Annotated in this window: 21 protein-coding genes and 3 pseudogenes; 8 read left to right on the top strand and 16 right to left on the bottom strand. The window is 59.0% G+C overall.

What is annotated here, in order from left to right; all coding sequences use genetic code 11:
- Positions 1-80 precede the first annotated feature (80 nt).
- Positions 81-2,036 carry a CocE/NonD family hydrolase gene (locus tag IEX91_RS14115; RefSeq protein WP_188879784.1) on the top strand — a complete coding sequence of 652 codons (1,956 nt, stop codon included), beginning with the start codon at positions 81-83 and terminating at the stop codon, positions 2,034-2,036.
- Positions 2,037-2,252: 216 nt separating this feature from the next.
- A complete protein-coding gene (locus IEX91_RS14110; RefSeq protein WP_188879782.1) occupies positions 2,253-3,137 on the top strand; it encodes a sugar phosphate isomerase/epimerase family protein in 885 nt (294 codons plus the stop codon).
- Between the two features lie 538 nt (positions 3,138-3,675).
- On the opposite strand, the pseudogene IEX91_RS14105 reads toward IEX91_RS14110, so the two are convergent.
- From IEX91_RS14105 to IEX91_RS14095, 3 genes and pseudogenes are all read right to left on the bottom strand, one after another.
- Positions 3,676-3,891, bottom strand: a pseudogene (locus IEX91_RS14105) (ATP-binding protein); the annotation flags it as partial.
- Between the two features lie 267 nt (positions 3,892-4,158).
- A complete protein-coding gene (locus tag IEX91_RS14100) occupies positions 4,159-4,593 on the bottom strand; it encodes a type II toxin-antitoxin system VapC family toxin (protein ID WP_188879781.1) in 435 nt (144 codons plus the stop codon).
- Positions 4,594-4,842 carry an AbrB/MazE/SpoVT family DNA-binding domain-containing protein gene (locus IEX91_RS14095; protein WP_188879780.1) on the bottom strand — a complete coding sequence of 83 codons (249 nt, stop codon included), beginning with the start codon at positions 4,840-4,842 and terminating at the stop codon, positions 4,594-4,596.
- Between the two features lie 292 nt (positions 4,843-5,134).
- On the opposite strand from IEX91_RS14095, the pseudogene IEX91_RS14090 reads away from it, so the two are divergent.
- Together IEX91_RS14090 and IEX91_RS14085 are read left to right on the top strand one after the other, a co-directional pair.
- A pseudogene (locus tag IEX91_RS14090) lies at positions 5,135-5,251 on the top strand (IS6 family transposase); the annotation flags it as partial.
- 60 nt (positions 5,252-5,311) lie between these two features.
- The gene (locus IEX91_RS14085; RefSeq protein ID WP_188879779.1) at positions 5,312-6,457 is read left to right on the top strand and encodes a hypothetical protein; all 1,146 of its coding nucleotides are present in this window, start codon (positions 5,312-5,314) and stop codon (positions 6,455-6,457) included.
- Positions 6,458-6,585: 128 nt separating this feature from the next.
- Here the strand turns inward: IEX91_RS14085 and IEX91_RS14080 are convergent, their stop codons facing one another.
- Positions 6,586-6,960, bottom strand: coding sequence for a Rid family detoxifying hydrolase (locus IEX91_RS14080; protein WP_188879778.1), 375 nt, complete (start codon positions 6,958-6,960; stop codon positions 6,586-6,588).
- A gap of 199 nt (positions 6,961-7,159) precedes the next feature.
- On the opposite strand from IEX91_RS14080, the gene IEX91_RS14075 reads away from it, so the two are divergent.
- Positions 7,160-7,978, top strand: a complete 819-nt coding sequence (locus IEX91_RS14075; protein ID WP_188879777.1) for an SDR family NAD(P)-dependent oxidoreductase — start codon at positions 7,160-7,162, stop codon at positions 7,976-7,978.
- 146 nt (positions 7,979-8,124) lie between these two features.
- Here the strand turns inward: IEX91_RS14075 and IEX91_RS14070 are convergent, their stop codons facing one another.
- The 9 genes and pseudogenes from IEX91_RS14070 to IEX91_RS14030 form a co-directional block, all read right to left on the bottom strand.
- Positions 8,125-9,291, bottom strand: coding sequence for a mandelate racemase/muconate lactonizing enzyme family protein (locus IEX91_RS14070; protein ID WP_188879776.1), 1,167 nt, complete (start codon positions 9,289-9,291; stop codon positions 8,125-8,127).
- Between the two features lie 116 nt (positions 9,292-9,407).
- Positions 9,408-10,253: a carbohydrate ABC transporter permease gene (locus IEX91_RS14065; protein ID WP_188879775.1), complete on the bottom strand. Its 846-nt coding sequence runs from the start codon at positions 10,251-10,253 to the stop codon at positions 9,408-9,410.
- A complete protein-coding gene (locus IEX91_RS14060; protein WP_188879773.1) occupies positions 10,250-11,188 on the bottom strand; it encodes a carbohydrate ABC transporter permease in 939 nt (312 codons plus the stop codon). The genes IEX91_RS14065 and IEX91_RS14060 overlap by 4 nt, the downstream gene beginning before the upstream one ends.
- Positions 11,189-11,197: 9 nt before the next feature.
- Complete coding sequence (locus IEX91_RS14055; RefSeq protein WP_188879771.1) at positions 11,198-12,535, bottom strand: ABC transporter substrate-binding protein; 1,338 nt, start codon at positions 12,533-12,535, stop codon at positions 11,198-11,200.
- A 58-nt stretch (positions 12,536-12,593) separates the two neighbouring features.
- Positions 12,594-13,403 carry a creatininase family protein gene (locus IEX91_RS14050; RefSeq protein ID WP_188879769.1) on the bottom strand — a complete coding sequence of 270 codons (810 nt, stop codon included), beginning with the start codon at positions 13,401-13,403 and terminating at the stop codon, positions 12,594-12,596.
- 2 nt (positions 13,404-13,405) lie between these two features.
- Complete coding sequence (locus tag IEX91_RS14045) at positions 13,406-14,509, bottom strand: ABC transporter ATP-binding protein (RefSeq protein ID WP_188879768.1); 1,104 nt, start codon at positions 14,507-14,509, stop codon at positions 13,406-13,408.
- Between the two features lie 181 nt (positions 14,510-14,690).
- Entirely contained in the window at positions 14,691-15,458 is a 768-nt protein-coding gene (locus IEX91_RS14040) for an IclR family transcriptional regulator (RefSeq protein ID WP_188879767.1), read from the bottom strand.
- Positions 15,459-15,476: 18 nt separating this feature from the next.
- Positions 15,477-15,824: a hypothetical protein gene (locus IEX91_RS14035; protein WP_188879766.1), complete on the bottom strand. Its 348-nt coding sequence runs from the start codon at positions 15,822-15,824 to the stop codon at positions 15,477-15,479.
- Between the two features lie 278 nt (positions 15,825-16,102).
- Positions 16,103-16,779, bottom strand: a pseudogene (locus tag IEX91_RS14030) (IS6 family transposase).
- Positions 16,780-17,368: 589 nt separating this feature from the next.
- On the opposite strand from IEX91_RS14030, the gene hemG reads away from it, so the two are divergent.
- Positions 17,369-18,685 (top strand): protoporphyrinogen oxidase, encoded by a 1,317-nt coding sequence (gene hemG / locus IEX91_RS14025; protein WP_188879764.1) that lies wholly within the window; start codon positions 17,369-17,371, stop codon positions 18,683-18,685.
- A 41-nt stretch (positions 18,686-18,726) separates the two neighbouring features.
- Here hemG and IEX91_RS14020 read toward each other — a convergent pair whose 3' ends face one another.
- Positions 18,727-18,951, bottom strand: coding sequence for a plastocyanin/azurin family copper-binding protein (locus IEX91_RS14020; protein WP_229772895.1), 225 nt, complete (start codon positions 18,949-18,951; stop codon positions 18,727-18,729).
- A 114-nt stretch (positions 18,952-19,065) separates the two neighbouring features.
- On the opposite strand from IEX91_RS14020, the gene IEX91_RS14015 reads away from it, so the two are divergent.
- Both IEX91_RS14015 and IEX91_RS14010 read left to right on the top strand, forming a co-directional pair.
- Positions 19,066-19,701: an IS6 family transposase gene (locus tag IEX91_RS14015; protein WP_188879762.1), complete on the top strand. Its 636-nt coding sequence runs from the start codon at positions 19,066-19,068 to the stop codon at positions 19,699-19,701.
- Positions 19,702-19,827: 126 nt separating this feature from the next.
- On the top strand, positions 19,828-20,745 hold the full coding sequence (locus IEX91_RS14010) for an HpcH/HpaI aldolase/citrate lyase family protein (RefSeq protein ID WP_188879760.1): 918 nt from the start codon (positions 19,828-19,830) through the stop codon (positions 20,743-20,745).
- A gap of 40 nt (positions 20,746-20,785) precedes the next feature.
- Here the strand turns inward: IEX91_RS14010 and IEX91_RS14005 are convergent, their stop codons facing one another.
- Positions 20,786-22,084 (bottom strand): OFA family MFS transporter, encoded by a 1,299-nt coding sequence (locus IEX91_RS14005; RefSeq protein ID WP_188879758.1) that lies wholly within the window; start codon positions 22,082-22,084, stop codon positions 20,786-20,788.
- Positions 22,085-22,240: 156 nt separating this feature from the next.
- On the bottom strand, positions 22,241-22,984 hold the full coding sequence (locus tag IEX91_RS14000) for a helix-turn-helix domain-containing protein (RefSeq protein ID WP_188879757.1): 744 nt from the start codon (positions 22,982-22,984) through the stop codon (positions 22,241-22,243).
- Positions 22,985-23,023 lie beyond the last annotated feature (39 nt).

The raw sequence follows: 23,023 nt of genomic DNA, 5'->3' as shown, positions 1-23,023 counted from the left end.
ACGCAGTCCACCGGAAGTCGCATCTCTGGCTATCTCGGAACTACCCAAACAATTAATATAGACAACAGTTCGTTAGAGACATGGACGAGACCGATGGCGAGCCGAAGCGGTACGATGCGGATGATATAACGTTCATTGCGGAGGAGTATCGTCCGCGGCCGACACAGATCGATCCGGAGGCAGCGGCGGAGTTGGGCGACGTCACGAACGCGTATTTTGATGGCTACCCACAACTCGTCGCAGGAGAGCCGCCTAGCACTGACCTCGACACCGACTACGACGGCCCGAGCGACGTCGAGGCCGGCTCGGACGAAGCACGACTTGACGCCGGTATCGACATCGAGCGCGACGTGATGGTGTCGCTCCATGACGACGCGGAGCTCGCGGTGAACACGTATCGGCCGTCCGAGGTTGGCGACGACGGCGTTCCAGCCCTTCTCGCGTGGGGTATGTGGGGGAAAGACGCACAGGAGGCGGTGTTCTGGCTTCGGGATCATCCCCAGCCCTACCAGGAAGCACCGTTCTGGGACGGAAGCCTCGAAGCGGGCGATACGCCGTATCTCGTTGAGCAGGGATACGCTCACGTCGTCCCCGACCCCCGCGGGATCGGTGAATCAGGCGGCGGGCCCGTGAAGAACCTCTTCGACCTCCACGACGCTGCGGATATCACCGACCTCGTCGAATGGATCGCCGACCGATCGTGGTGTGACGGGACGGTCGGCATGATCGGACCGTCCTCGTTCGCGTTCTCCCAAGCGATGGCGGGACAGGACCCACCGGACGCGTTAGAGGCTCTCTTCCCCATCGCGTTCTGGTTCCCGGGCGACTACACGTTCACGGGGATGCGGGACACGAGCCTCTACAACATCTTCCACGGTGGACATATGTACGACAGCACGCATCCGCTGTCGCTCGACGAATACGACTCGCCGATGACGAAGGACGCCCTCGACGACGACGAGTTTGATGCCCTCATCGAGACCGTGACGAGCGATCCGGACGTGAAGTACAACCCCAAATACCTCACAGCGTTCCAGTATCCGGAGAAGGATCCGATGGCCTTCGACCTCTTCGTCAACGAGTGGTTCCAGCCACACGGTGCGCCCGGCGACATCTCCGAACTCGACATGCCGACGTACGTCGGCGGTGTCCTCCCCGGCGGTGCCCACCACCGCCTTTACTGGAGCGCGTTCGAGGCATGGGAGCGCATGGGAACCCCCGACGACGAGAAGAAGCTGATCGTCCTCCCGCCGGGCGAACTCGCGCGACCGTGGGTCGACTACCAAGACGAGGTGGTTCGCTGGAACGATGAGCTACTGGGTGACGGAGAGACCGGGATCCTCGACGAACCGGCAGTGAAGACGTACGTCATGGGGGTCGATAAGTGGACGTTCGAGCACGACTGGCCGCCCGAGCGGACTGAGTGGACTGAAAAACACCTCCACGCCGACGGTAGTCTATCGAATGACGAACCCGACGGCGGCGACGTGAGCTGGTATCAGCCGCTTCCGCTCGACGACTCCGAGGTCACTTGCGTCACGTTCTCGGAGACGATGGACGAGCCACTCGAGCTCATCGGCCCGATCGCGCTCCATCTCGAAGCGGCCATCGACGACGAGGACACGAACTGGATCGTCGATCTCGTGGACGTCGGTCCCGACGGCGAGCGCCAGCTCGTCAGTCAGGGATGGCTCCGGGCATCGTATAGCGGTCTCGACGAGGATGCGTCGATGCGAGGGTGGCCGATTCACACGACCGAACAGACGCCGGTCAACGCAGGCGAGATCCGGCAGTACGACATTGCGATGGCGCCTACGGCAGCCGTTATCGAGGAGGGCCACGAGCTGCGACTCGTCGTCCGCAACCAGGACGACATGACGAGTCAACTCGCTGATCGGGGGGTCTACTTCCTCCCGCTGATGCGCGACGTCACGCATACCATCGAGACCGACGGCGGCTCCTACCTCGACCTCCCGGTCACCGGACGGGGCGACGAGATACGGGATCGACTCGACAACGGCGCCGCCCTCGACTGAGTGCTTCTCGGCAGCTACCGGCGGAGCTAGCCCCGTACGCTCTCTTGGTGTCGCCACCTCGCTCCCATTCTTGCTACTACCTGAAAATTTATGATAGTATTTGGTCAATGATACGGTGAATCATCAATGGCTGACGGAAACGTGTACACGGGACGTCGAACGTTCCTGAAAGCGACGGGTGTGGGATCCGGCGCAGCATTGGTCGGGAGTGGAACAGTGAGGGCGGACGAACGCGCAGAACAGACGGGGCGACACGACGACATCGAACTCCACGGAACGTACTGGACGCTCGCCGGGGACACGAACCCTGCACCGATACCGGGCCGCGAGTGGAGTCGGTTCAGCCTCGAGGAACGCGTCGAACTCGCCGCGGAAGTCGGCTTCGAGGGGTTCGGTCTCTGGCACGCCGACCTCCAACACATCATGCGGGAAAAGAGTCTCGCCGAGATCGCCGCGATATTCGACGACTACGGTATCGACTACATCGAGCTCGAGTTCCTCGGGGCGTGGTTCCTCGACGAGAGTGACGAGCGGCGCCAAGCGGCGGAGGAACGATGGCAGCTCCTCTTACAGGCAGCCGAGGCACTCGATGCCCACCACATCAAGGTCGGCAACATCCGCGGCTTCGAAGCACCGCGTTCGCAGGTCGCCACCGCCTTCGAGCGCCTCTGTCAGGAGGCAGCTCGCCACGGAACGAGTGTCGGCCTCGAAATCATGCCTGTCGACCCGAACGTGACGTCCCTCGACGAGGCCGCCGCGGTCACCGGCGCTCCGAGTAACGGCGGTATACTGCTCGACACGTGGCACATCAGTAAGATGGAGATCTCGATGGAAGACCTCACGCAGATCGACCGAGACAACCTCGTGCACGTCGAGCTCAACGATGGCTACAACTCCGGGGAGAGCATCACCTACCAGACGACACGCCAGCGCATGCTCCCCGGTGAAGGAACGTTCGACGTCTCCGGGTTCATCGACTCCGTTCAGGAGATCGGGTACGACGACCCGTGGGGCGTCGAAGTGCTCTCCGACTACCTCCGCGGACTCCCAATAGAGGCCGCGTTCCAACGCACCTACGATCAGACGATGGCCCAATTCTGACGCTGAAAAGTACTCGAAGTGCCTTGACCTCGTAGTGGACGTCGTCATCACGACTAAGTGACGCGTCGAGTGAGATCTTGCGCCCGTCCGAACCGGTCTCGTCGCGCGACGCTAGGTAGAGAATGCACGCGCTGTGAGCGGGATAAGAGACCGAGTAGCGCGAGCGACACCGCACGTGTGTCGTAGCAGAACGCCTACGCGAGGGTCTCCCGGGTGCGTCGACCCGTGACGTGGGCGACACCGAAGCGCGTGGGACCCCGAATTTTATATATCGAAATATGATTCATCAAAAACCAGCTCCACCATCCCATCTTTTGTGTTGTTTGGTTGTCTGACCCAGACAACAACGCACCACAAAAATTAAGCGAATAGATTGTATCGCTCTATCCACTCAGAATCGTGCCCTTAGAACGCCATACCACCGAGCACGCCGTTTTCTCCGTAATCAACGGCTGATCGAGGAAAGATAATGACGACGAGCGTGTATTCGGACGTATGAGTGGTAAGACCACGGACGAAGCGCTCCCAGACGGCGCCACGAGGCGACGTCGATGAACTCGTCGAGTTGGAACTGGGCAGTGGTCTCGGTCCCTTGGTAGACAACGGCGTCGTCTCGATCCCGAAGTGAATGTTGGGCGAGCTGGGTCTTACCGAGACGGCGCCGACCATAGATGACTGCCAGTTCCCCCCGATCGGATTCGTAGCACTCACGCAGTCGCGAGAGCTCCTCATCGCGGTCCACGAAACGCTCCATAGGCACCCGGCGTGCCCGACCGCTAAAATACTCTTGAATAGCCTAATTCAGAATTGGCTATTTCAGAATTGTCTAAAATATAGGTGGGGAGGTTCGTCTTCTCTCGCGTTTCATTTATTCGGACACCGTTCCGTCTCGCGCAACGAGAGAAAAGCGAGGTAAGTCGACCTCGCGGTTACCGAAGCTCTTCAGTCAGTCGTACCGCTCCGTCATGGCTGCGACAGAATCGTCGAGGTCGTCGAAGCGGGCATAGATTGCCCCCATTGGCTATTCGGGCTGATAGGGGTTGGTCGCGGTGTCGAGGCGGTAGACGTCGGCAGCGGCGTCGAAATCGTCGTCGAACGCGTAGAGGTAGCCGAGTCCCTCAGTCTGCATGTAGGCGACGATGCACGCGTCGACGAACGAGAAGCGTTCGTACTGCCGAAAGAGCGCCTTCGCGGTCGCGAATGCGTCACTGGACAACGACTCGAGGTGGAAGCGGGCGTTCTCCTCGATGCGGTCGAGGAAATCCGTCGCCGCGTTGTGGCTCGCATGCGTCGTGAGTCCGTTCAACGCCTCGGCGAGCACGTAGTCGAGGACGACTGCCTCCGGAAGCTCCGCAGTATCGACGCCCCGGAGGATCGGGAGGGCGGCGTCGTGATGACTGTCGCGTCGATATGCGGCCGCGAAGAGCACGCTCGTGTCGATGAGTGCGCGCGGCATCTACTCGACGTCGACGCCCCAAGCGTCGTGGTCAACTACCACGTCAGTCTCTTCCTCGCCCTCGTAACCGTCGAAGTCGCTGAACGTTCCGTTGCGCTGCTGGACGACTTCGACCCGCAACGCTCCGTTGTCTTCGACCTGCCAGCGGAGCCTGTCGCCGTCGTCAATGTCGAGCTCGCGGCGGATGCGGGCAGGGATGTTCGCCTGATTCCCCGAAACCGTGCTTTCTGAATCGACGCACTCACTCATACGAGAGACGAGGAGTGCAACGTCCATAAGTATAGTGTGCCACCACACTACCCTTCGCCTGCATCGTTCTTTGGCGCCACGACGGTGGCTTGTTCTCTTACAGGAACAGCGTCGTAACCGATTCGCTCGGTGGCCTGGTAATCCTAAGGGTACGACTCTATGAGAGTAGCGCGATATAATTTGAGATATTAGTTTTTGTTGTGCGTTGACGTCACGTCTGGACAACTAAACAACACTCTACCGCGGCCAAAACCATCTGTTAGTCTATGAATTATATATCGATATATCAAATTTTCGTCCTATCGTCTCTCGTACTTCCTCGTTTAGCAATAGTTTCAGCCACACCAATCCAGATACCGCAAAAACATGGCCGCAGGCCTTCGTCGTCTGGTGGAACTCGCTTAACTAAACACGATGGACGGTTTCTAGCGAAGCTATTTGTACAGTCATAACGCAGTTTACGCCGTCTATGCAGTTCACAATGTGGGCGTACCCATGGGACCTTCGTGATGAAGGTGTTGATTCCGCCGCTGCTCGCCTCCAGCAATGTGGCGTTGATGAAATCACTCTCGCGACGAACTATCATACCGTACAGGCGTTCACGCCACGTAACCCGAAGCGCCGTACGTTCTTCGCGCGTTCTAGCGCGTATTTCCAGCCAGAGGAAGACTATGGGTTGCTTGAGCCGGTTCCCTATGAAGGTATGGCTGGTGACTGGCTTGCTGAAATCGCTGTAGAACTTGCTGAGACCGACATCTCTCTCTCCTCATGGACCATCGGCTGTCATAACTCTCGGCTCGGGATGAAGAATCCGGAGGTCACACTTGAGACAGCACATGGAGACGACCTGGTCTTCGGTCTTTGTCCGTCTCAACCCGCTGTTCAAGAATATCTGTGTATGCTCGTCCACGACCTTGCCACGCGTGGTATCTTCGAGCGCATCGAACTGGAGACGTTCGACTACTTCTACGGAACAGGTTTCGGCTGGCATCACCAGAAGATTCATGCCGAACTCGGAACTCTTGGTGAGTTCCTCTTCGGTGTCTGTTTCTGCGAGCACTGTCGTGCGAACGCAGCTGATGCAGGTGTTCCCGTCAAGTCGGTTCGTGAGACCGTCGCTACGACTGTCGACGAGATCATCACTGGGGACGTGCCATCTACCCTCTCGCCCGAGCGGTGGGTCCGTGCTCACCCTGCTGTCGCGGACTATCTCGCTGTTCGCGAGCGGACTCTCGAGTCTCTCTACGCGGATCTTGCGTCGGCAGCTGGGGATACGCCGATCGGGTCTTACGTCGGGATGCCCGAACCCGGAAATGAGTGGCTCTGTGGTGTCGATCTCAAGCGTCTCGGGACGCACGTTGATTACTACTGCCTCCCGGCGTACGAGTCATCGCCGGACGCCGTTCTCGAGGCGTATCATACCGTCGAGGCGCTGACATCGGATGTGCCCGTCCATGTCGGTCTCCTACCAGGCCAACCGGCCGTTCACGACGGTGAGACACTTGAGACAATGGTCGTGGCGCTCCGCTCCGTCGACGTCCCCCGGGTCTCCTTCTACAACTACGGGCTTCTTCCTGAACAGTCACTCGACTGGATCGAAAATGCGAGTGAGTAACAGCAACCCATGACTGAAGTCGTGTGTATTTTCTCGGCTACTATCTACAATCGTTGAGGAGACCCGCCACACCCAGAGGCGTATGATATTGACTATTCGATGCGCGGATCGTCTACATGTTCGTGCCGCTACATCGAAGCAACGACTTCGATTTCGACACCAATGTCGATGGGAAGATCATCAACTTCGACGGCGCTTCGCGCTGGATATGGCTCACTCATATATTCGCCGTAGACCTCGTTAATATCGTCGTAGTAGCGCATGTCGCGTACGAAAACCGTCGTCTTGACCACGTCGTCGAGCGACGCTCCCGCTGCTTCGAGAACGGCGGCAACGTTCTCAAGGGTTCGTTCGGTCTGTTCAGTAAGTGTTTCGCCGACGATGTCCCCTGTTTCAGGGTCGACGGGTCCCTGCCCGGAGACATAAATTGTCTCACCGTCGATGATTCCCTGTGAGTACGGTCCGATACTCGCGGGCGCGTCCGGCGTTGCTATCTCTTCCATCCTATCGGTGGTATATCGGCGGAGGCCAAAAGTGTTCGGCTGCGTCACTCACCAGTCTGGTAGCGGCATGTTTTATGGTCACGTCTAGCGAAGTATATGCCGTACGCATGAACCAGCTCCGCCCAGCAGTTCACCAGCTGCGTCTATCGCCACCCGTATCTCCACCTGATTCAACCGACCTCATAGTGGAGGACGATAGATGATCGTAGACCTTGATGATGACGTGGCTATCGTCACCGGCGCTGCGTCCGGGATCGGGCGCGCAATCGCGGTACGGTTCGCTGAAGCCGGTGCGGACGTCGTTGTAGCGGATATCGATGCCGATGGTGGCGCCGATACTGTCGCCCAAATCGAGGACACTGGTGGTACTGGCGTCTTCGTCGACGTTGACGTGAGCGACGGTGACGACGTCGGTGCGATGGTTGAAGCGACGTCGGAGCGCTTTGGTGGCATCGACATCCTCGTCAATAACGCGGGCGGTTCGCTCGCTGGTGACGATAACCTCCACCGGATCGACGAGTCGACATGGCGGACAAACATCGATGTCAACCTGACCGGGTCCTTCCTCTGTTCGAAGGCTGTTCTCCCTGAGATGGCTGCAGGCGGCGGTGGACGCATGGTTCATATGTCCTCAGTGAACGCTCTCATGGGAATCGGGCTAACATCCTATTCGTCCGCCAAATCCGGGCTCTTCGCTCTTTCGCGGACCATCGCGACGCAGTACGGCCGCCACGGCATCCGGTCGAACGTTATCTGCCCAGGAACTATCGAGACGGAGAATCGGCGCCGCGAGATGGAAGCCAGCGGCGGGTCAGACGTTCGTGACGAGTGGCTCGAACAGTACGCGCTCGACCGTTTTGGCACACCAGATGACGTCGCTGATGCGGCGCTCTATCTCGCATCCGATATGTCCTCCTTTGTCACCGGAACTGAACTCCTCGTTGACGGCGGTCTTACGACCGGACTCGATCATAGCCTCGAGCAGGCCATCTACGGTGTCGACGAAGTCCCAGAATAGCTACCCGAGCCCCCCATCTTCGATATCGACCCCTTGTCAGTCCCGACATAGCCAAACGGCGAGTGCGGGGCTTGCAGCCGACGCAGAGTGCTCAGTGGGACGGCCTACTGTCGCGTCGGGTTCGCTATTCAGTCCCGATGGGAGCCCTATATCTGGAACCGTTCTACAGCGTCCTGGTCAACATCGATACCGAGGCCGGGCTCGTCAGGGACGCGTATTCGGCCGTTGGTGACCTCGAACGGGGACTCGATGACGTCGCCCTCCCAGGCGTAGTAGGTGGTGTCCGGGGGGAGCGAGAAGCCAGGGATACCGTGGGCTGCATGCAGGATCACAGCTGTTCGGATTCCAAGGTCGAACGCGCAGTGATGCGTGAACGGGATACCGGCATCCTCGACGATGGCGGCCTGCTGGCGTAGACCCCCGATGCCACCTGCTGGCGTGAGGTCGAGGACGGCGATATCCATGGCACCGGCTTCGATGAGCGAGCGGAGGTTATGGGGGATATACGTGTCTTCGTTCGGTGCAATAGGCTGGCGGAGCCGACTCGTAAGATTCGAGAGCTGCTGGTGGGCGTTGGTTCGGATCGGCTGCTCCATATACTGAAGGTAGATTCCAGAATCTTCGAGGGCAGCGCCGACACGGATCGCCTGATCGACAGTCCACCCCTGATTCGGATCGAGTCGGAACTCAAGCTCACCATCGACCTCGTCGTGCATCGCGCGAATCCGCTCGACGTCCTGCTTCCAGTTCTGTCCGGCTTTCGTCTTGAGGACGGAAAAGCCAGCGTCGAGCGCTTCGCGAGCCTTCACCCGGGACTCTTCCGGCGGAAGAATGCCGAGGCAGAACGCGAACTCTATTTCCTGTTCAGCCGCCGGTTCCGCGTCGGCGGCGTCTCGGTTCCGTGCCGTCGTTTGCTCGGGCGCGCTCCAGCCACCAAGGAGTTCGTAGACTGGTTTGCCGACCGCCTGCCCGACGATGTCCCAGCAAGCGGTTTCGACGGCAGCGAAGAATAGCTCGATGTTGGTGTATTCGATGAACACCTGTCGACGGAGGCGCTCTGTCTCGAAGGGGGATTGACCGATAACGAGCGGACCGATACCGTCTTCGATGATGGCCTCGGTCGCGCGCGGTGAGAGGAAGACGCGCATTTCACCCCATCCGGTGAGGCCCTCATCGGTATCGACGCGCACGAGAACGCGTTCCATCGACTCGACCTGTCCGTGGTTCGTTACGTAGGGGCCGATGCCGAGTGTCTCATCAAGTTCGCGCAGCGGTACATCGACAGTTGTGGCTGTAATGTCTGTGATTTCCACACAAGATATCGTGTACGCGAACAGCATAAAATCCACCGTTGGCTGTCGAATCTTCGACGTTCTCCAAGGCTAGAATCTGCCTGCAATGAACGGGAGAACCGAGAGCGGAAGGCCGCTCAGTCTTTGACCGCGCCGGCGGTCATTCCAGAGACGATATACTCCTCAAGGACGGCAAAGAGGATCAAGAGCGGGATGATACCGATTACCGATGCGGTAAGCATCATCCGCCAATCCGTCTGGAGCGCTCCAACCATTGAGAAGACACCACGTGGCACGTTGTACTTCGATTCCTCGGTGAGGAACGTGAGCACGAAGAGTAGCCGGTTCCACGCGTAGAGGAACGTGTAGGTGACGCTGGCAACCAGTGCCGGCTTCGTCAGCGGCAGGATGATCTTCGTCAGGATCTGGAGCATGCTCGCGCCGTCAATGCGTGCCGACTCCTCCAACTCGATCGGGATCGTCTTGAAGTAGCCGTAGAGCATCCAGACGTTGAACGGGAGCGTGAACGCAGCTGCCGGAATGATAACGGCGAGATATGAGTTGTAGAGGTTGAGAGCGACGAAGACATCGAACATTCCCACGATGAGCACGACGGGCGCGAACATTTGCACGACGAGCACCGCGAGAAGGAACGCACGCTTGCCGACGAAATCGTTTCGGGCACACGCATATGCCGCCGGAATTGCCAGCACGAGCGCGATTGCGACTGTTCCGAGGGAGATCAAGAAGCTGTTCCCAACCCAGATCAGGACGTCGGTCTGCGTCCAGACCGATAGATAGGCGCCAATAGTCGGGTCCGCCGGGATGAGCGTTGCTGGTGAGCTAAATATCTCCGACTGCGGCTTCAACGTGCTCGCGAACATCGTGTAGAACGGCAGCATGACGAGTCCGAGCAGGCCGATGAGGACACCGTAGATGCGTACACGACGGAGTGTACTCGGCTCGTGGCCGGCCATCGTCATAGCTCCTCACCTCCACTCGTGTAGACCCGGAGGTAGATGATGGCGAACACCGCCAGGATGAAGAAGCCGATGACGCTGTACGCCGCTCCCAGCCCGAGATTCCCCTGATCGAACGCCGTCTTGTAGATCCAGATGACGAGTGTTGCGGTCGTATTGACCGGGCCGCCACCCGTCATCGTCCAAATCACGTCGAAGCTCACGAACGTCCAAATCGTCGAGAGTAGCGTCGCAATGAACAGGACGTCCTTCAGCTGTGGGAGCGTGATGTAGCGAAACTGACTCCACTTTTCGGCGCCGTCGACTGCGGCGGCCTCGTATAGCTGCTCCGGAATGGACTGAAGGCCGGCTAGGAAGATGATAGCCATGAACGGCATTCCGATCCAGACATCGGCGACAACGACGCCGAGCCACGCTATATCTGGGCTACCGAGGATACCGATGCGTTCATGAATCAACCCGAGTTTCAGCAGGATCGAGTTGAGGTAGCCATACTGGGGGTGCTCGATCCATCGGAAGACCACAGCCGAAATTGCGTACGGGATTCCCCAGGGAATGAGGAATGCGGTCCGGAAGAACTTCCGGCCCTTTATGTTACCTTTCAGGTGGAGTGCGATGAGTAGACCGAGGATCGTTTTGAGAGCGACGGCAACGACGATCCAGCGGCCGGTTTGCCAGAGCAACTGGTAGAAGATATCGCTCGTGAATATCTGAGCGTAGTTCTGCAGACCGACGAACGTCTTGATTGACGACGACGCTGGCGCCTCGTAGAGCGAGAGCCGGAACGTCTGCAGGATTGGATACCCGACGACGGCTAGTAGGAAGAGCGCAACGGGTGCAATGAGCGCGTAGGTCCGATAGTTCTCCTGCAGGTAGGCGATCGCTTGCCCAGATCTCGTGTCTGGCCCGCGTTCGCTGTAATCTTCTGTGAGTCCCATATATAGTTACTATTCCGACATTAACTCTTCGAGGTCGGCTTGGGCGCTATCCAGTGCGGCTTGCGCGGACTTCTGCCCGGCAAGCGTCTCCTGAATCGCTTGTACCATCCGATTATTGAACTGTCCAAATTGCTTTAACTTCGGGCGAGCGCGTGCGTACTGACTCGCTTCGACGAACGGCGCCCAGTTCCCCGACTCGGTGAAGTAGTCCCGCTCACTGACTGCCTTCGTCACCGGCAGGAAGCCCTTCTGCTTGGAGTACTGGAAGCGGCGTTCCTCGTCGAAGTAGAACTTGATGAGGTCGTACGCGAGGTCCTTGACTTCGGTCTGGCTGAAGACAGTAACACTGTCGATAGTGAAGAGGCTGTAGCGGCCGGCCGGCCCCTTCGGTACTTGGACAATACCGTAGTTGAAATCGGCCTCGTCTTTCTCCTTCGCCGATTCGATATTAAGACCGGTGTAAACGTGCCCGATGACCATTCCGATCTCTCCGGCTTCGAATAGTTGGCGGATGTCCTGTCTCGTTGAGGAGAGCGGTGATGACTGCGTAACGCCGTATTCGGTGCTGAGGCCTGCGTAAAAGTCGAGTGCATCCGCAGCCTCGGACGTGTTAACCACGGGGTTGTTGTCGTCATCAACGAGGTCAGCGCCATACGACCAGTGGTAGTGGTAGTACTGAGATGCAGTCTCGATGGCATCCGCGCCGGCGAGCCCGAGTGCGGGTGTGCTCACGTTGTCGCTGGTTTTGATTTGTTTAGCGGCCGCGAGCATATCCTCCCACGAGTCGAGGCTCGGGTTTTCCGGGTCGAGTCCGGCCTTCTCGAAAACGTCTTTGTTGTAGTAGAGGCACTTGTTCGAGGCTGCCCACGGAACACCGTAGTAGTGGTCTTGGTAGCGAACCCCATCAGAGATGCCGGACGGGAACCTATCGAGGAAGTCCCCCTGCATGAGGTCGTCAAGCGGCTCGAGGGCGTCCTTGCCGACCATTTGCGGAATCCATCGTGCTGGCCAACGAGCGACGTCGGGGGCCTTTCCACCTTCAACGCGGTTGTTCACAGTGGATTGGGCATTCCCCCACGTGACGCTGGTGAACTCGAGGTTGACACCGTATTCCTCCTCAAAGGCCGTGTTGTTCTCCTCGAAGAACGACTTGATGTTGTCCCCAACGCCCATCGTCAGGAACTGCACCGTCTCCTTGTCTCCGTCACCGCTGGTGGTCCCGTCACTGTTGTTTCCGCCTCCGCCACAGCCTGCGATAGTGACCAAGCCACCGGCACCAAGCGCGCCGAGCAACTGCCGCCGGTCGATACTGTTCTCCGAACTCTCGTCTGTGTCGTGTGGCATCACGTCAGATGATCGCTGATCTACCATATATAGTTTATTGATTTTGTATTATTTTTTATGTTTATTGGGTGTTGTGCTCGTGAACCGCGACGAGAAGCGCACTGAACTCCTCCCGTATCGCGTCGTAGATTCGCTCGCCCTTCTCGGCATTCGCTAGCGATGGCTCTCCGATCGCTCCGGACTCCGAATAGTCCTTGAACGGACGATAGACGGACAACACTCCCCCCTCAAGCAGGTCCTGTCCGCTCCACTCGTAATGCTCATCCCACGGATTCGCCGCCATCTCCGTCGCGGACCCGACCAGGTCATCGCGAAGATGGAGCATGAGTGATGTCTCAAACTCACCCCCGTGGGCCATTCCACCTCGCTCGCTCTCGCGTATCTCCATCACCTCATCGGTCGCGAGCTGGAAGTACGTCGTTGCGAGTACCTCTGCTTCGGTCTGTTGCCCGACCGTGCTCACCGCCGCATCTATCAATGCGGCGTTTCCGCCATGCCCGTTCAGGAAGAGCACTGCGTCAAAGCCGTTTTCGAGGCCAGTCATCGCGATCTCTTCAAGCACGTTCCGCAGGTTCTCGAAGTTCAATGAGAGCGTCCCCCCGAAAGAGAGGTGGTGCGGCGAGAACCCACTCCAAACCGGTGGTGTTACCAAAACCGGCACCTCCGGGGAGGCAAGCTCAGCACCAGCGTGCGCCACTGCATCCACGAGCAGGGTGTCAGTCGCTACTGGGAGGTGAGGGCCGTGCTGTTCGATGCTGCCGACCGGGATTATCAGTACTGAACCGTCTGTAGCGGCGAGATCCTGAATTTCCGCGTACGATTTTCCTGCCCACTCAGTATCGGTCTTTCCGAGTTCTGTGTAGAAAACCATCCTCAGGCCTCGGAAACGAGCGGTTGATCGTTATCGGTCGAAATACGTGTTCCGTCCGGCGCGAAGAAATGAACGTCATTGGGGTCGAACGTCAAAGAGACCGAATCACCGCGTTGCGGACGGAATGTACTGTCTACCCGAGCAGTCAGCTCAATTTCATTCGGGCCGGTCTCCAAGTAGAGGAAGTTATCCGAGCCCATCGGCTCAACGACATCGACGACTGTGTTGAGGCGTCCGTCACCATCAGCGACCTCGAAGTCCTCTGGTCGAATACCCAACGTATACGACCCAGTATCAAGGTTGAGATCAAGTTCGGTCTCGAAGCCCGACCCACTAACCTGGATTCCGTCGCCTGTCGCCGTCACGTCGACATCAAAGAAGTTCATACTTGGAGAGCCGATAAAACCCGCCACGAACTCGTTGTTCGGGCGGTCGTAGCACCGCTCTGGGGGTTCCAGCTGTTGGAGTTCTCCGTGGTTGAGGATAGCGATGCGATCGCCCATGGTCATCGCCTCCGTCTGGTCGTGGGTCACGTAGACAGTCGTGACGCCGAGTTCTTCCTGAATCCGCTGGAGTTCGGTGCGCATCTGCGTTCGGAGCTTCGCGTCCAGATTACTGAGCGGTTCGTCCATCAAGAATACGTCAGGGTCGCGGACGATGGCGCGGCCGAGCGCCACCCGCTGCTGTTGGCCGCCCGAGAGCTGTTTCGGATGTTGTTCGAGGAGGTCCGAAATTTCGAGGAGCTCGGCGGTATCCTCGACCCGCTCGTCAATCTCCTCGTCTGAGTGTCCGCCAGAGAGCCGCAGCCCGAAGCTCATGTTTTCACGCACGGTCATATGCGGGTAGAGCGCGTAGTTCTGGAACACCATCGCGATGTTCCGATCCTGCGGGCGGACATCATTCACGACTTGATCCCCGATCTGAATCTTCCCATTAGTGACCGTTTCGAGACCTGCGATCATCCGGAGTGTCGTCGATTTTCCACAGCCGGATGGTCCGACCATCACGAGGAATTCACCGTCCTCGATTTCGAGATCGACGTCTTTGACCGCACGTACGTTGCCGTCGTAGATCTTGCCCACATTCGACAGTGTAACTCTACTCATCTTCGCACGCCAACGAAAGCCGTGTGGGGTATTAAAACTTGGCAGGAGGTGACATAGCTTCTCGGATCTATGTATTCCACTATCGTTGGAGACATTAGTCATTCGAGTACGTAGAAGAGCGAAACCGGGTGAAGTGAGATAGTCCCGGACGATTTTGTTCTACATATTGTGAAGAATGCCACTAGTAATTGTAGCGTAGTGAGATCAGATTGGCCTTCTCTTGGAGCATTCGGAGGTACTGCGAACACGTTGATGGTCCCATCCGCGTTTTCGCCGCCGCGATTCCAAGCGCTGCCCACGTGTTCCCCTCCGTATCGGTTAATGGGACTGAAATGCTCCGCATCCCAGGCTTTCGCTCCTCATCCTCGGTTGCGTATCCTTGCTCTCGGATCTGTTCAATCTCTTCAAAGAGGACGTCCGCGTCCGTGATGGTGTGTTCAGTTGCTCTGGGTAGGCCGTATCGGTCGATAGTTCGCTCGATTTCGTCGTCATCCATACTCGCTATCAGCATCTTGCCAAGCGCTGTCCAGTGCATGTATGTGTGTTCACCGACGTAGTTATCGTCGTACTCGGACTGCTCGCCATCGATCTGCCAGATTTGGACGCGATGGCCATTCTCCTCGACCCCTAGGCCAACGCGTTCACCGACTGTCCAGCAGAGGTCAAGCATCTCAGATTGGGCGTACTGAAAGACGCCGAGACGTTGCCGGATCTGACCGCCTGTGCGGAGAAACTGGAGGCTGAGGCGATATTCGCGCTCCTCCTCAATAACGTATCCAGTTTCAGCAAGAGTCTGCAAGTAGACGTACGCTGTGCTTACAGGCATATCGCGTGCTGCTGCAAGCTCGGAGGCGGTCATTGACCCGGATTCCTCTAACTCCTCAATGATGTCAAATGCCTTTATTATAGATGCAATCCGCCGCCCATTTTCTTTGTCACCTGCATCCATGCCTCTATAGTTGCAACATTAGTAAATATATCTTTCGAGGGTCCCCAACATTTCCACTATAGGTAAAATTTGAGCCGCCGCCGGGTCGATATAATCCACCGGCAAGGATTTACAATTATATGGTTGTAATTTCAGATGGCTGAATTCGTCCCTGTCTATGTTCTGGAGAGCGGTCTGTTTGACACGCCGACTTGGCCAATTCAATCCCAACTCAGCCGCCAGTGGCCAGATCCAGTCGGCCGGATCAGACGACTCCCCCGAGGGAGGGGCGCCGCCGACGGGGCCCGTACTTGCGTCCTTGTCAACCTCCTCACCTATAGCGGCGACTGCAGAGATAGGATCCTTCGAGACCACGGCGATACTCATTATACAGTATCACGGGGCTGCTCTCTATCTCGAGGACAGTATTCTCTCTGTTCCCGGAAAGGCTCAAAGGCACGGTGGATTGGCTCCCTATGCAAGCGCATCCTACGATTGAGCACACGAGCCGGTGCTTGATCCGTCGGTTGATCACTGACTGGTCTTCCCAACACGATACGTGCCGAGCCTCCACGCTCGCTCGTGACAATCCATCTCTAAGTACGTCAACGACTTGAGAGGGAAGTTGACGAAGACGGTTTGGAGACAGTGTTACGGAGCACTGTCTAGTTCTCCACCTCCTGCGCTGGCGTCTTTCCATCGAGAGCTTGATGCGGTCTTTGGCGGTTGTAGTAATGCATGAACTGCTCAAGCCACTCGCGTGCGCTCGGCCGACTGCCCACCCACGAGTGATGGAAGCGGTCGATTCGCATCTTGAGGGTGTGGACCCACTTTTCGATATGGTTCGAGTCGGTATAGTCGAGGTGACCGATCAACCCTAATCGAGAGAGGACAGTCCGATACCCATAGCTATCCACGAGAAACTCGGTGTCTGCGAGATCGTGCTTCTGCTGGAGGCGATGAAGAAACGCATCTGCCGGATCGGTGCCGTGACGTCCAAATAACGCGACGTCGGGGATCAGCATCGAATCAAGGTTAATTGCAGCGTACAACCAAGATTGTTCGCCATTGATCTCGGCAGCGGTTTCGTCAACAGCGACCCGCGACGGCGACGCCGTCGGCGGGTCGCGTTCGCTGTCAGCGAGTCGTGTACCCAATTCCGGACCGCTCCATGCGACCGGTCTACGCCGATTTCAGCAAGAATCGTTGTTGTCTCGCGGAGCGAACAACTGGTTTCGTGGAGGCGGACGGCGAACGCCCGGACGGGCGTCGCCGTCCGCTCATTGTCCCACGCTTCTTCTAAACCCGACTCTAAGCACTCGCTAAACGGGTCTGCGAGCATCCTTGAACGAGAAGGCCAACGGCCTGCTCGTCCCTCAAACGGGCTCAACTAAGTAGTGCCGTCCGTACGAATATATAGAGTATCAGCCGGTTGTATGCCGGGTCGAACAGTCACAAGTACCCCGTCACAGTCGCTTGTCTCCTCGGTCGTAACGTGGACTCGGTGGTCCGATCTACTACCGGAGGATGGAGAGTCTGTCCAGTCCGATTGGCTCGAGGACATAGAGGACGGGACACAGAACGAGAAACACCACTACCGACAGGCGATGATAACATCCCCATATTCTGTGGTACGTCATTGACTACAGTCTGGTTCGAACCACCGTTTAAGCGATGGCATCGAGGACTTCCTCGCGGACGACGCGCTCGTGTCTGGTTCGAACCACCGTTTAAGCGATGGATATCGCGGGCGACACCACGGAGTACGTTGACGTACCATCGCTAATCAGACCGCCCTCGTCCACCGCGGACCGGAGGCACGGTAGCCACGGCGACGACCCGGAGAGTAGGTCGATCGACGCGCCGGGGACCGTCGATCGGCAGCGTCGAGCTCCCCGCTGTCACGAGTCGGCGTTCGCCAGTGACCAGAGATGATCGGTATCGTCGGCGCTGGACTCACGGGCTTGTCCGTCCACCATTATCTTCGGGATGCGGGAATCGAGAGCGTCGTCTTCGAGGCGGCCAGCGAACCGGGCGGGGTCGTCCGGACGGTCCGTGCGGAGGGTCGGGTCTTGGAGTGTGGGCCTCAGCGGACGCGACTCACGTCCGATGTCCGCGATCTGGTCGACGCGCTCGCTCTCGGGAACCGGATGATGGAAGCCGCAGACGAGCCGTTATACGTCTACCGCGATGGTTCGCTTCGGCGCGTCCCGTTCTCGATTCGCGAGGCGGTCGAGACGGACCTCCTCTCCTGGCGGGGCAAACTCCGCGCGCTCTGCGAGCCGCTCACAGCCCCACCTCGTTCGGGGGAGTCCGTCGAAGGGTACCTCTCTCGTGCGTTTGGCCGCGAGGTCGCCGACCGGATCGGAGGGCCGCTCTACGCAGGCCTCTACGCGTCCGACCCCGCGCACATGCCCGTCGAGCACTCGCTCGCTCGCGCGCTCGATCGGTTCGACGTCGATGGCAGCGTCCTGTTCGCACTCCTCTGGACGCGACTCGGGGACCGAACGCCACCACCGGTCGTCTCCTTCGACGACGGCCTCCAGGTTCTCCCGGAAGCGCTCGCTGACGCTCACGCCGACTCAGTCCGCCTGGATTCGGCGGTCCGCTCGGTGCGTGCGACGAACGACGCGTACCTCGTGGAGACGGCGTCGTTCACTATTGAGGTCGACGAACTGGTCGTCACCAGTCCGGCGGCCGTGACGGCTGACCTCCTGGGCTCCCTCGACACCGCGGACATCGACGCGCTTCGTGAACTCTCGTACAATCCTCTCGCAGTCGTTCATCTCGCGGCCGACGGTCACCTGCGCGGGTCCGGCCATCAAGTCCCCTTCCGGGAGCCGTTCGTGACGCTCGGTGCGACCTGGAACGACACGCTCTTCGGTGAGCGAGTGCGGACCTCCGCGGACGACCGCACACGTCCGGACGCGTCGGGCCTCGGGCGCGACGGCGTCTACACCTGTTATCTCGGCGGCGAGAAGACGCCGGAGGCCGTCGAGTGGTCGGACGACCGCCTCGGTCACGTCGCGGCCCGAGAGTTCGAGATCGCGACGTCCGTCCCAGCGGAACCGGTCCGAGTCACGCGATTGACGCCCGGGATGCCCGCGTACGACTACTCGTGGGACGCTCTCGAGCGTGTTCATCTCCCGGACGACATCCACCTCTGTACGAATTACACGTCCCGGGCCGGGATCCCGGGGCGCATCAGGGCGGCGAGACGACTCGCTTCGAGGGTCATCGAACGCTGAAAACGGGCCGTCATCGCTCCACTTCGGTGTCCTGCCCGGGATCAGACGACCACGGTTACGCCCTTCATGCCCAGGGAGAGGTGCGGTTCGCAGTAGTACTTGTACGTCCCGGCCGTCTCGAAGGTGTACGAATAGGTGTAGCCTTCGTTCTTGACGTCGCTCTCGCTCTCCCAGGTTGCGCCCGACGGCTTGTCTTGGACTTGGCACTGTCTAGTTAAGCCAGTTCGAGAAGTGAGCAGTTCGTTGGTTTTGGTGTCTATGCTCAACCAAGAACTGCTCAGAGAGACGTTGTAGACAGCGAATCTTGAAGGTTGGGAGCGTGAGCGGCGCGGTGTTTAGTTAAGGCTGAAAAGTGAAGCGGAACTGATTTCTGCTGGTTAATGGCTGAAATCGCCCGCATCAGCGGTCGTAGCGACTGGATCGACTTATATTTTGTGGAGCGAGAGCGGACACCGAGCGAGCTGATGGAGCTCGGTATTCGACTCCATCTGTCCAGACTCTCACTTTCGAATACTATCTCAGAACTTGAGAAGCTCGGTGTCGAACAGTCACGGAAGGCCGTTCACGATTGGGTGCAAAAGGCCGATCTACAGCCCGCCAGCGACGCGAGTCCGGATCACGTCGCGCTCGACGAGACGGTGATCCGAATCAATGGTCAGCAGTTCTGGCTGTACGCCGCCATCAATCCCGAAGCGAACAAATTCCTCCATGTTCGGCTGTTTACGACGACTACGACGGCATTGACGCAGCAGTTTTTGCGGGAGCTTCGTGAGAAACACGACGTCTCCGACGCCGTGTTTCTCGTCGATCACGCCCAGCATCTAGCGGCTGCACTGCATCGAGCAGGACTCCGATTTCAAACGATTCGTCATGGAAATCGGAATGCTGCAGAACGTGTCCTTAGAGGAATAAAGCGTCGAACTTCCTCGTTTAGCAATAGTTTCAGTCACGTCGATCCGGCGACCGCCGAAACGTGGTTGCAAGCCTTCGCCGTCTGGTGGAACTCGCTTAACTAAACACGATGACGCAGAGACCATCGAAATTTAGTTGAAAGCTTTCACCTTTGCATGGAATCAGCTAATCTAAACATTACCCCGCCGGCCACCCGCACTTTTTTGCAGCGCTATCGCTGAGAGAGTGGCATGGACGCAAACACCGACTCGCTCTTCCGCTCGCATCTGGCAACGCCCGCGAACAGCCCGCAAACTATCAAGGATGCCGTTGAGAGCGACGCGGACCGCGTGTTCTTTGACCTCGAGGATTCTCTTCATGCGAGCGAGAAGGTCAAGGCTCGCGCTGGCCTCGTAGAAGCAGTGCGAGGCCACGATTGGAGTGAGACACCGGTGAGCTACCGCATCAACGGAGTTCGGACGCGCTGGTGGCACGAGGACGTTATTGACGTTACCGCAGCGGTCGGCCGCTCGCTTGATGCCATCATCATCCCGAAGGTCCAGGGGCCGGGAAATATTGAGACAGTGGAGACGCTCCTCCGAAGCGTCGAGTTGAACACTGGCCTCACGGTGGGAGATATATCTATTTTCGTACAGATAGAGGACGCAACCGGAATAGGAAATGTCGAGGATATCGTGACTGCGAGCGACCGTATCGCCGCCGTCATCTTTGGACCCGGGGACTACAGCGCCTCCATCGACTCAACAGGACACGTCCTCAACGCGGGCGGCGACTACCCCGGCCACTACTGGCATTACCCGCTCTCGCGCATCTCGCACGCCGCCGCGAGCTCGGGCGTCCCAGCCATCGACGGCCTCTACCCGGATATTGACGACATCGAGGGGTTCCGCGAGAGCTGCCGATACGCGCGAATGCTCGGCTACGATGGGAAGTGGGTCATCCACCCCGAGCAGACCGCGGCAGCGAACGAACTCTTCGCGCCGACCGCACAAGAGGCAGTCCGCGCCCGTGAGATCATTGAAGCTTACGAGGCGTGCGCGCCCGGCGAGGTACCGACGGTAAACGGCCGCATCGTTGACGAGGAGACCGTCGCGATGGCGCGCCGCATCGCGAGGAAGGCGGACCTCGCCGGCGTTGACGATTCGTAAAGTGATATATCTCGGACCGGAGAATATCTCTAGTAGCTTCTCAGGAGGACGTTTTCTCGCCGCTTGACCGGTCGGCTGCCGTTGAGGGCGCGGGCGGGCGGAGGGCGAGCGAGGCGACGCCCGCGATAACCGCGAGGGCGCCGCCGAGGAGGAATGTCTGGTTCCAGCCAAGCGAGGTGACGAACAGGCCGGTGACCGCCCCACCGAGGACGCCACCCCACATCTTCCCCGAGTAGAGGAGCGCATAGTTCGCCGACGAATGCTTCGAACCGTAGTAGTTCGCGACAAGCGTTGGGAAGAGCGTGTACTTCGGGCTCCAGAAGAAGGTCGCGACGACGACGGCTGCAACGAAGATGGCGGGCATGCCTTGGATGCCGAAGTAGACGACTGCGAAGAGGCCCAGCCCGCAAAGGAGGAATGACGTCGCCATCATGTACGCAGGATCGAAGCGGTCGCTAGCCTCGCCGAGGACGAGGCGTCCCACCGCGCTTGAGAGTGGGAGGAGAGTCGCGGCGAGCGTAACGATAACCGCGGCAAGGCCGAGGTGGTCCGCGTAGTCGACGATCTTCTCAGTGAGCATCAGCCCCGACCCGGAGACGGCGACGAACATCCCGTACATGAGCCAGAATTGCCAGGTGCGCAGCATCTCGCGCCACTCGTACTGTTTCCCGCGCTCGGTGAGCGACCCGTCGTCACTGTCACTGTCGCCACGTGCGGCGAGCCAATCGCTCGGCGGGTCGCGGATGATGAACGCGCCGGCGAGTACCACAAGGAAGATGAGGGCCCCGACGGTCTGTAGGACGTGCACGAAGGAGCTCGCAGGGAGCGCGGCACCGGTGTTCGCGCGGACGTACGGGACGAGCGCGGCGGGCCCCGCAGCGAACGCCATCGTACCGATGCCAGAGGTGAGGCCGCGGCGGTCCGGGAACCACTTGAGCGCGGTGTTGACGGCGATAGTATAGACGATACCGACGCCGATCGCGCCCAGCGAGTAGAATAGGTAGACCTGCCAGACGGTGTTCGCGTACGCGAGCGCGACGTAGCCGCCGCCCGCGAGGAACGCGGCGGCGACGCAGATGGCACGCGGGCCGTGTCTGTCGCGCCACCATCCCACGGGGAACTGTGAGCCGGCCTGGAAGATGACGAACAGCGTGAATACCGTGGAGAGGACCGCGGTGTCAACGCCGAGGTGGCGCGCGACGGGCGAGCGTAGACTTGACCAGACGTACTGGTACGGCCCGACAACAGCCATCATTCCTGCTGCTGCGACGATCAGCCACCACCGAGAGAATCCTAAGGCTTCTTTCGCTCGCGTGCCGTGGTCTGCATCTGTACTCATGCGAACCCCATAGATCCTACCATGCGGGGTGAAACTTAAATCCTCTGAATACTTTCGTGAGATCGTCCGCTACTAGCGTTCTACTGAGTGGAATGAACGCGTCGACATAGGCATGTTACCAATAAGTATTATACATCAATATGCGTGTAAAGCACGCTACTCGCCGAGCCACGAATGTTTCGCCGTCGCAAACGAGCGCCGGCGTTCCCCCTCAGGTGTGGGCACCACCGAAAGCGACGTGAGTGTGTCACGCACCTCCCCTTCGCCGTCGCTCCCGATGCCGTGCGGGAGCTGGACACCGACGCTGCCGACATCCCCGTCCACTTCGACGCCAACGGCTGCGATGGGACTAGAAGAACCCTTCGGCGTGTCGATAAAGACAGTGCGATCAAGCGCGTCCAAAGCAGGTTCGTCGTCGTCACACTCGTTGAGGATAGCGTCTCGATCCGCAACCGGAAGTTCGCCTAGGAGCGCGACGCCAAGCGGGGCGGCGGTCGGCTCAAGTCGCTCACCAAGGTCGAACGCGGCGTCAACGCCGCCACCATCGGCAACGTGCGTCACGACTCCCGTCGCGCCGTCGCGTTCAAGCAGGAAAGCGACCGCGTCGAATTGCCTCGCCACGGCGTTGACCCGGTGTTCCATTCGATGGAACAGCGCCGACTGCGAGCGGACTGCAACACCAGTCTCAAGAAATTGAAGCGAAAGGCGGTACGCGCCGTCGCGCTTGCGGACGTAGCCGAGTTCCCGAAGCGTGCTCACGTGGTTGTGCACAATGCTCTTCGGGACGCCGAGTTCGTCGCTTAACTCGGAGACCCCGGTCGGGCCGTGATGGCGAAGGTGAGCGACGATAGCGAACGACTTCGCCGTCGTCTCAACGGTGTAGTTGGCGGTGTAGGTCACACCCGAAGGCACGTCACGAGTGCACATAGCAGTTTGGGT

The organism is Halarchaeum nitratireducens, assembly GCF_014647155.1.
Taxonomy (GTDB): Archaea; Halobacteriota; Halobacteria; order Halobacteriales; family Halobacteriaceae; genus Halarchaeum; species Halarchaeum nitratireducens.
The sequence above is the reverse complement of the archived record's forward strand: the minus strand, read 5'-3'. Positions and strand labels throughout refer to the sequence as shown.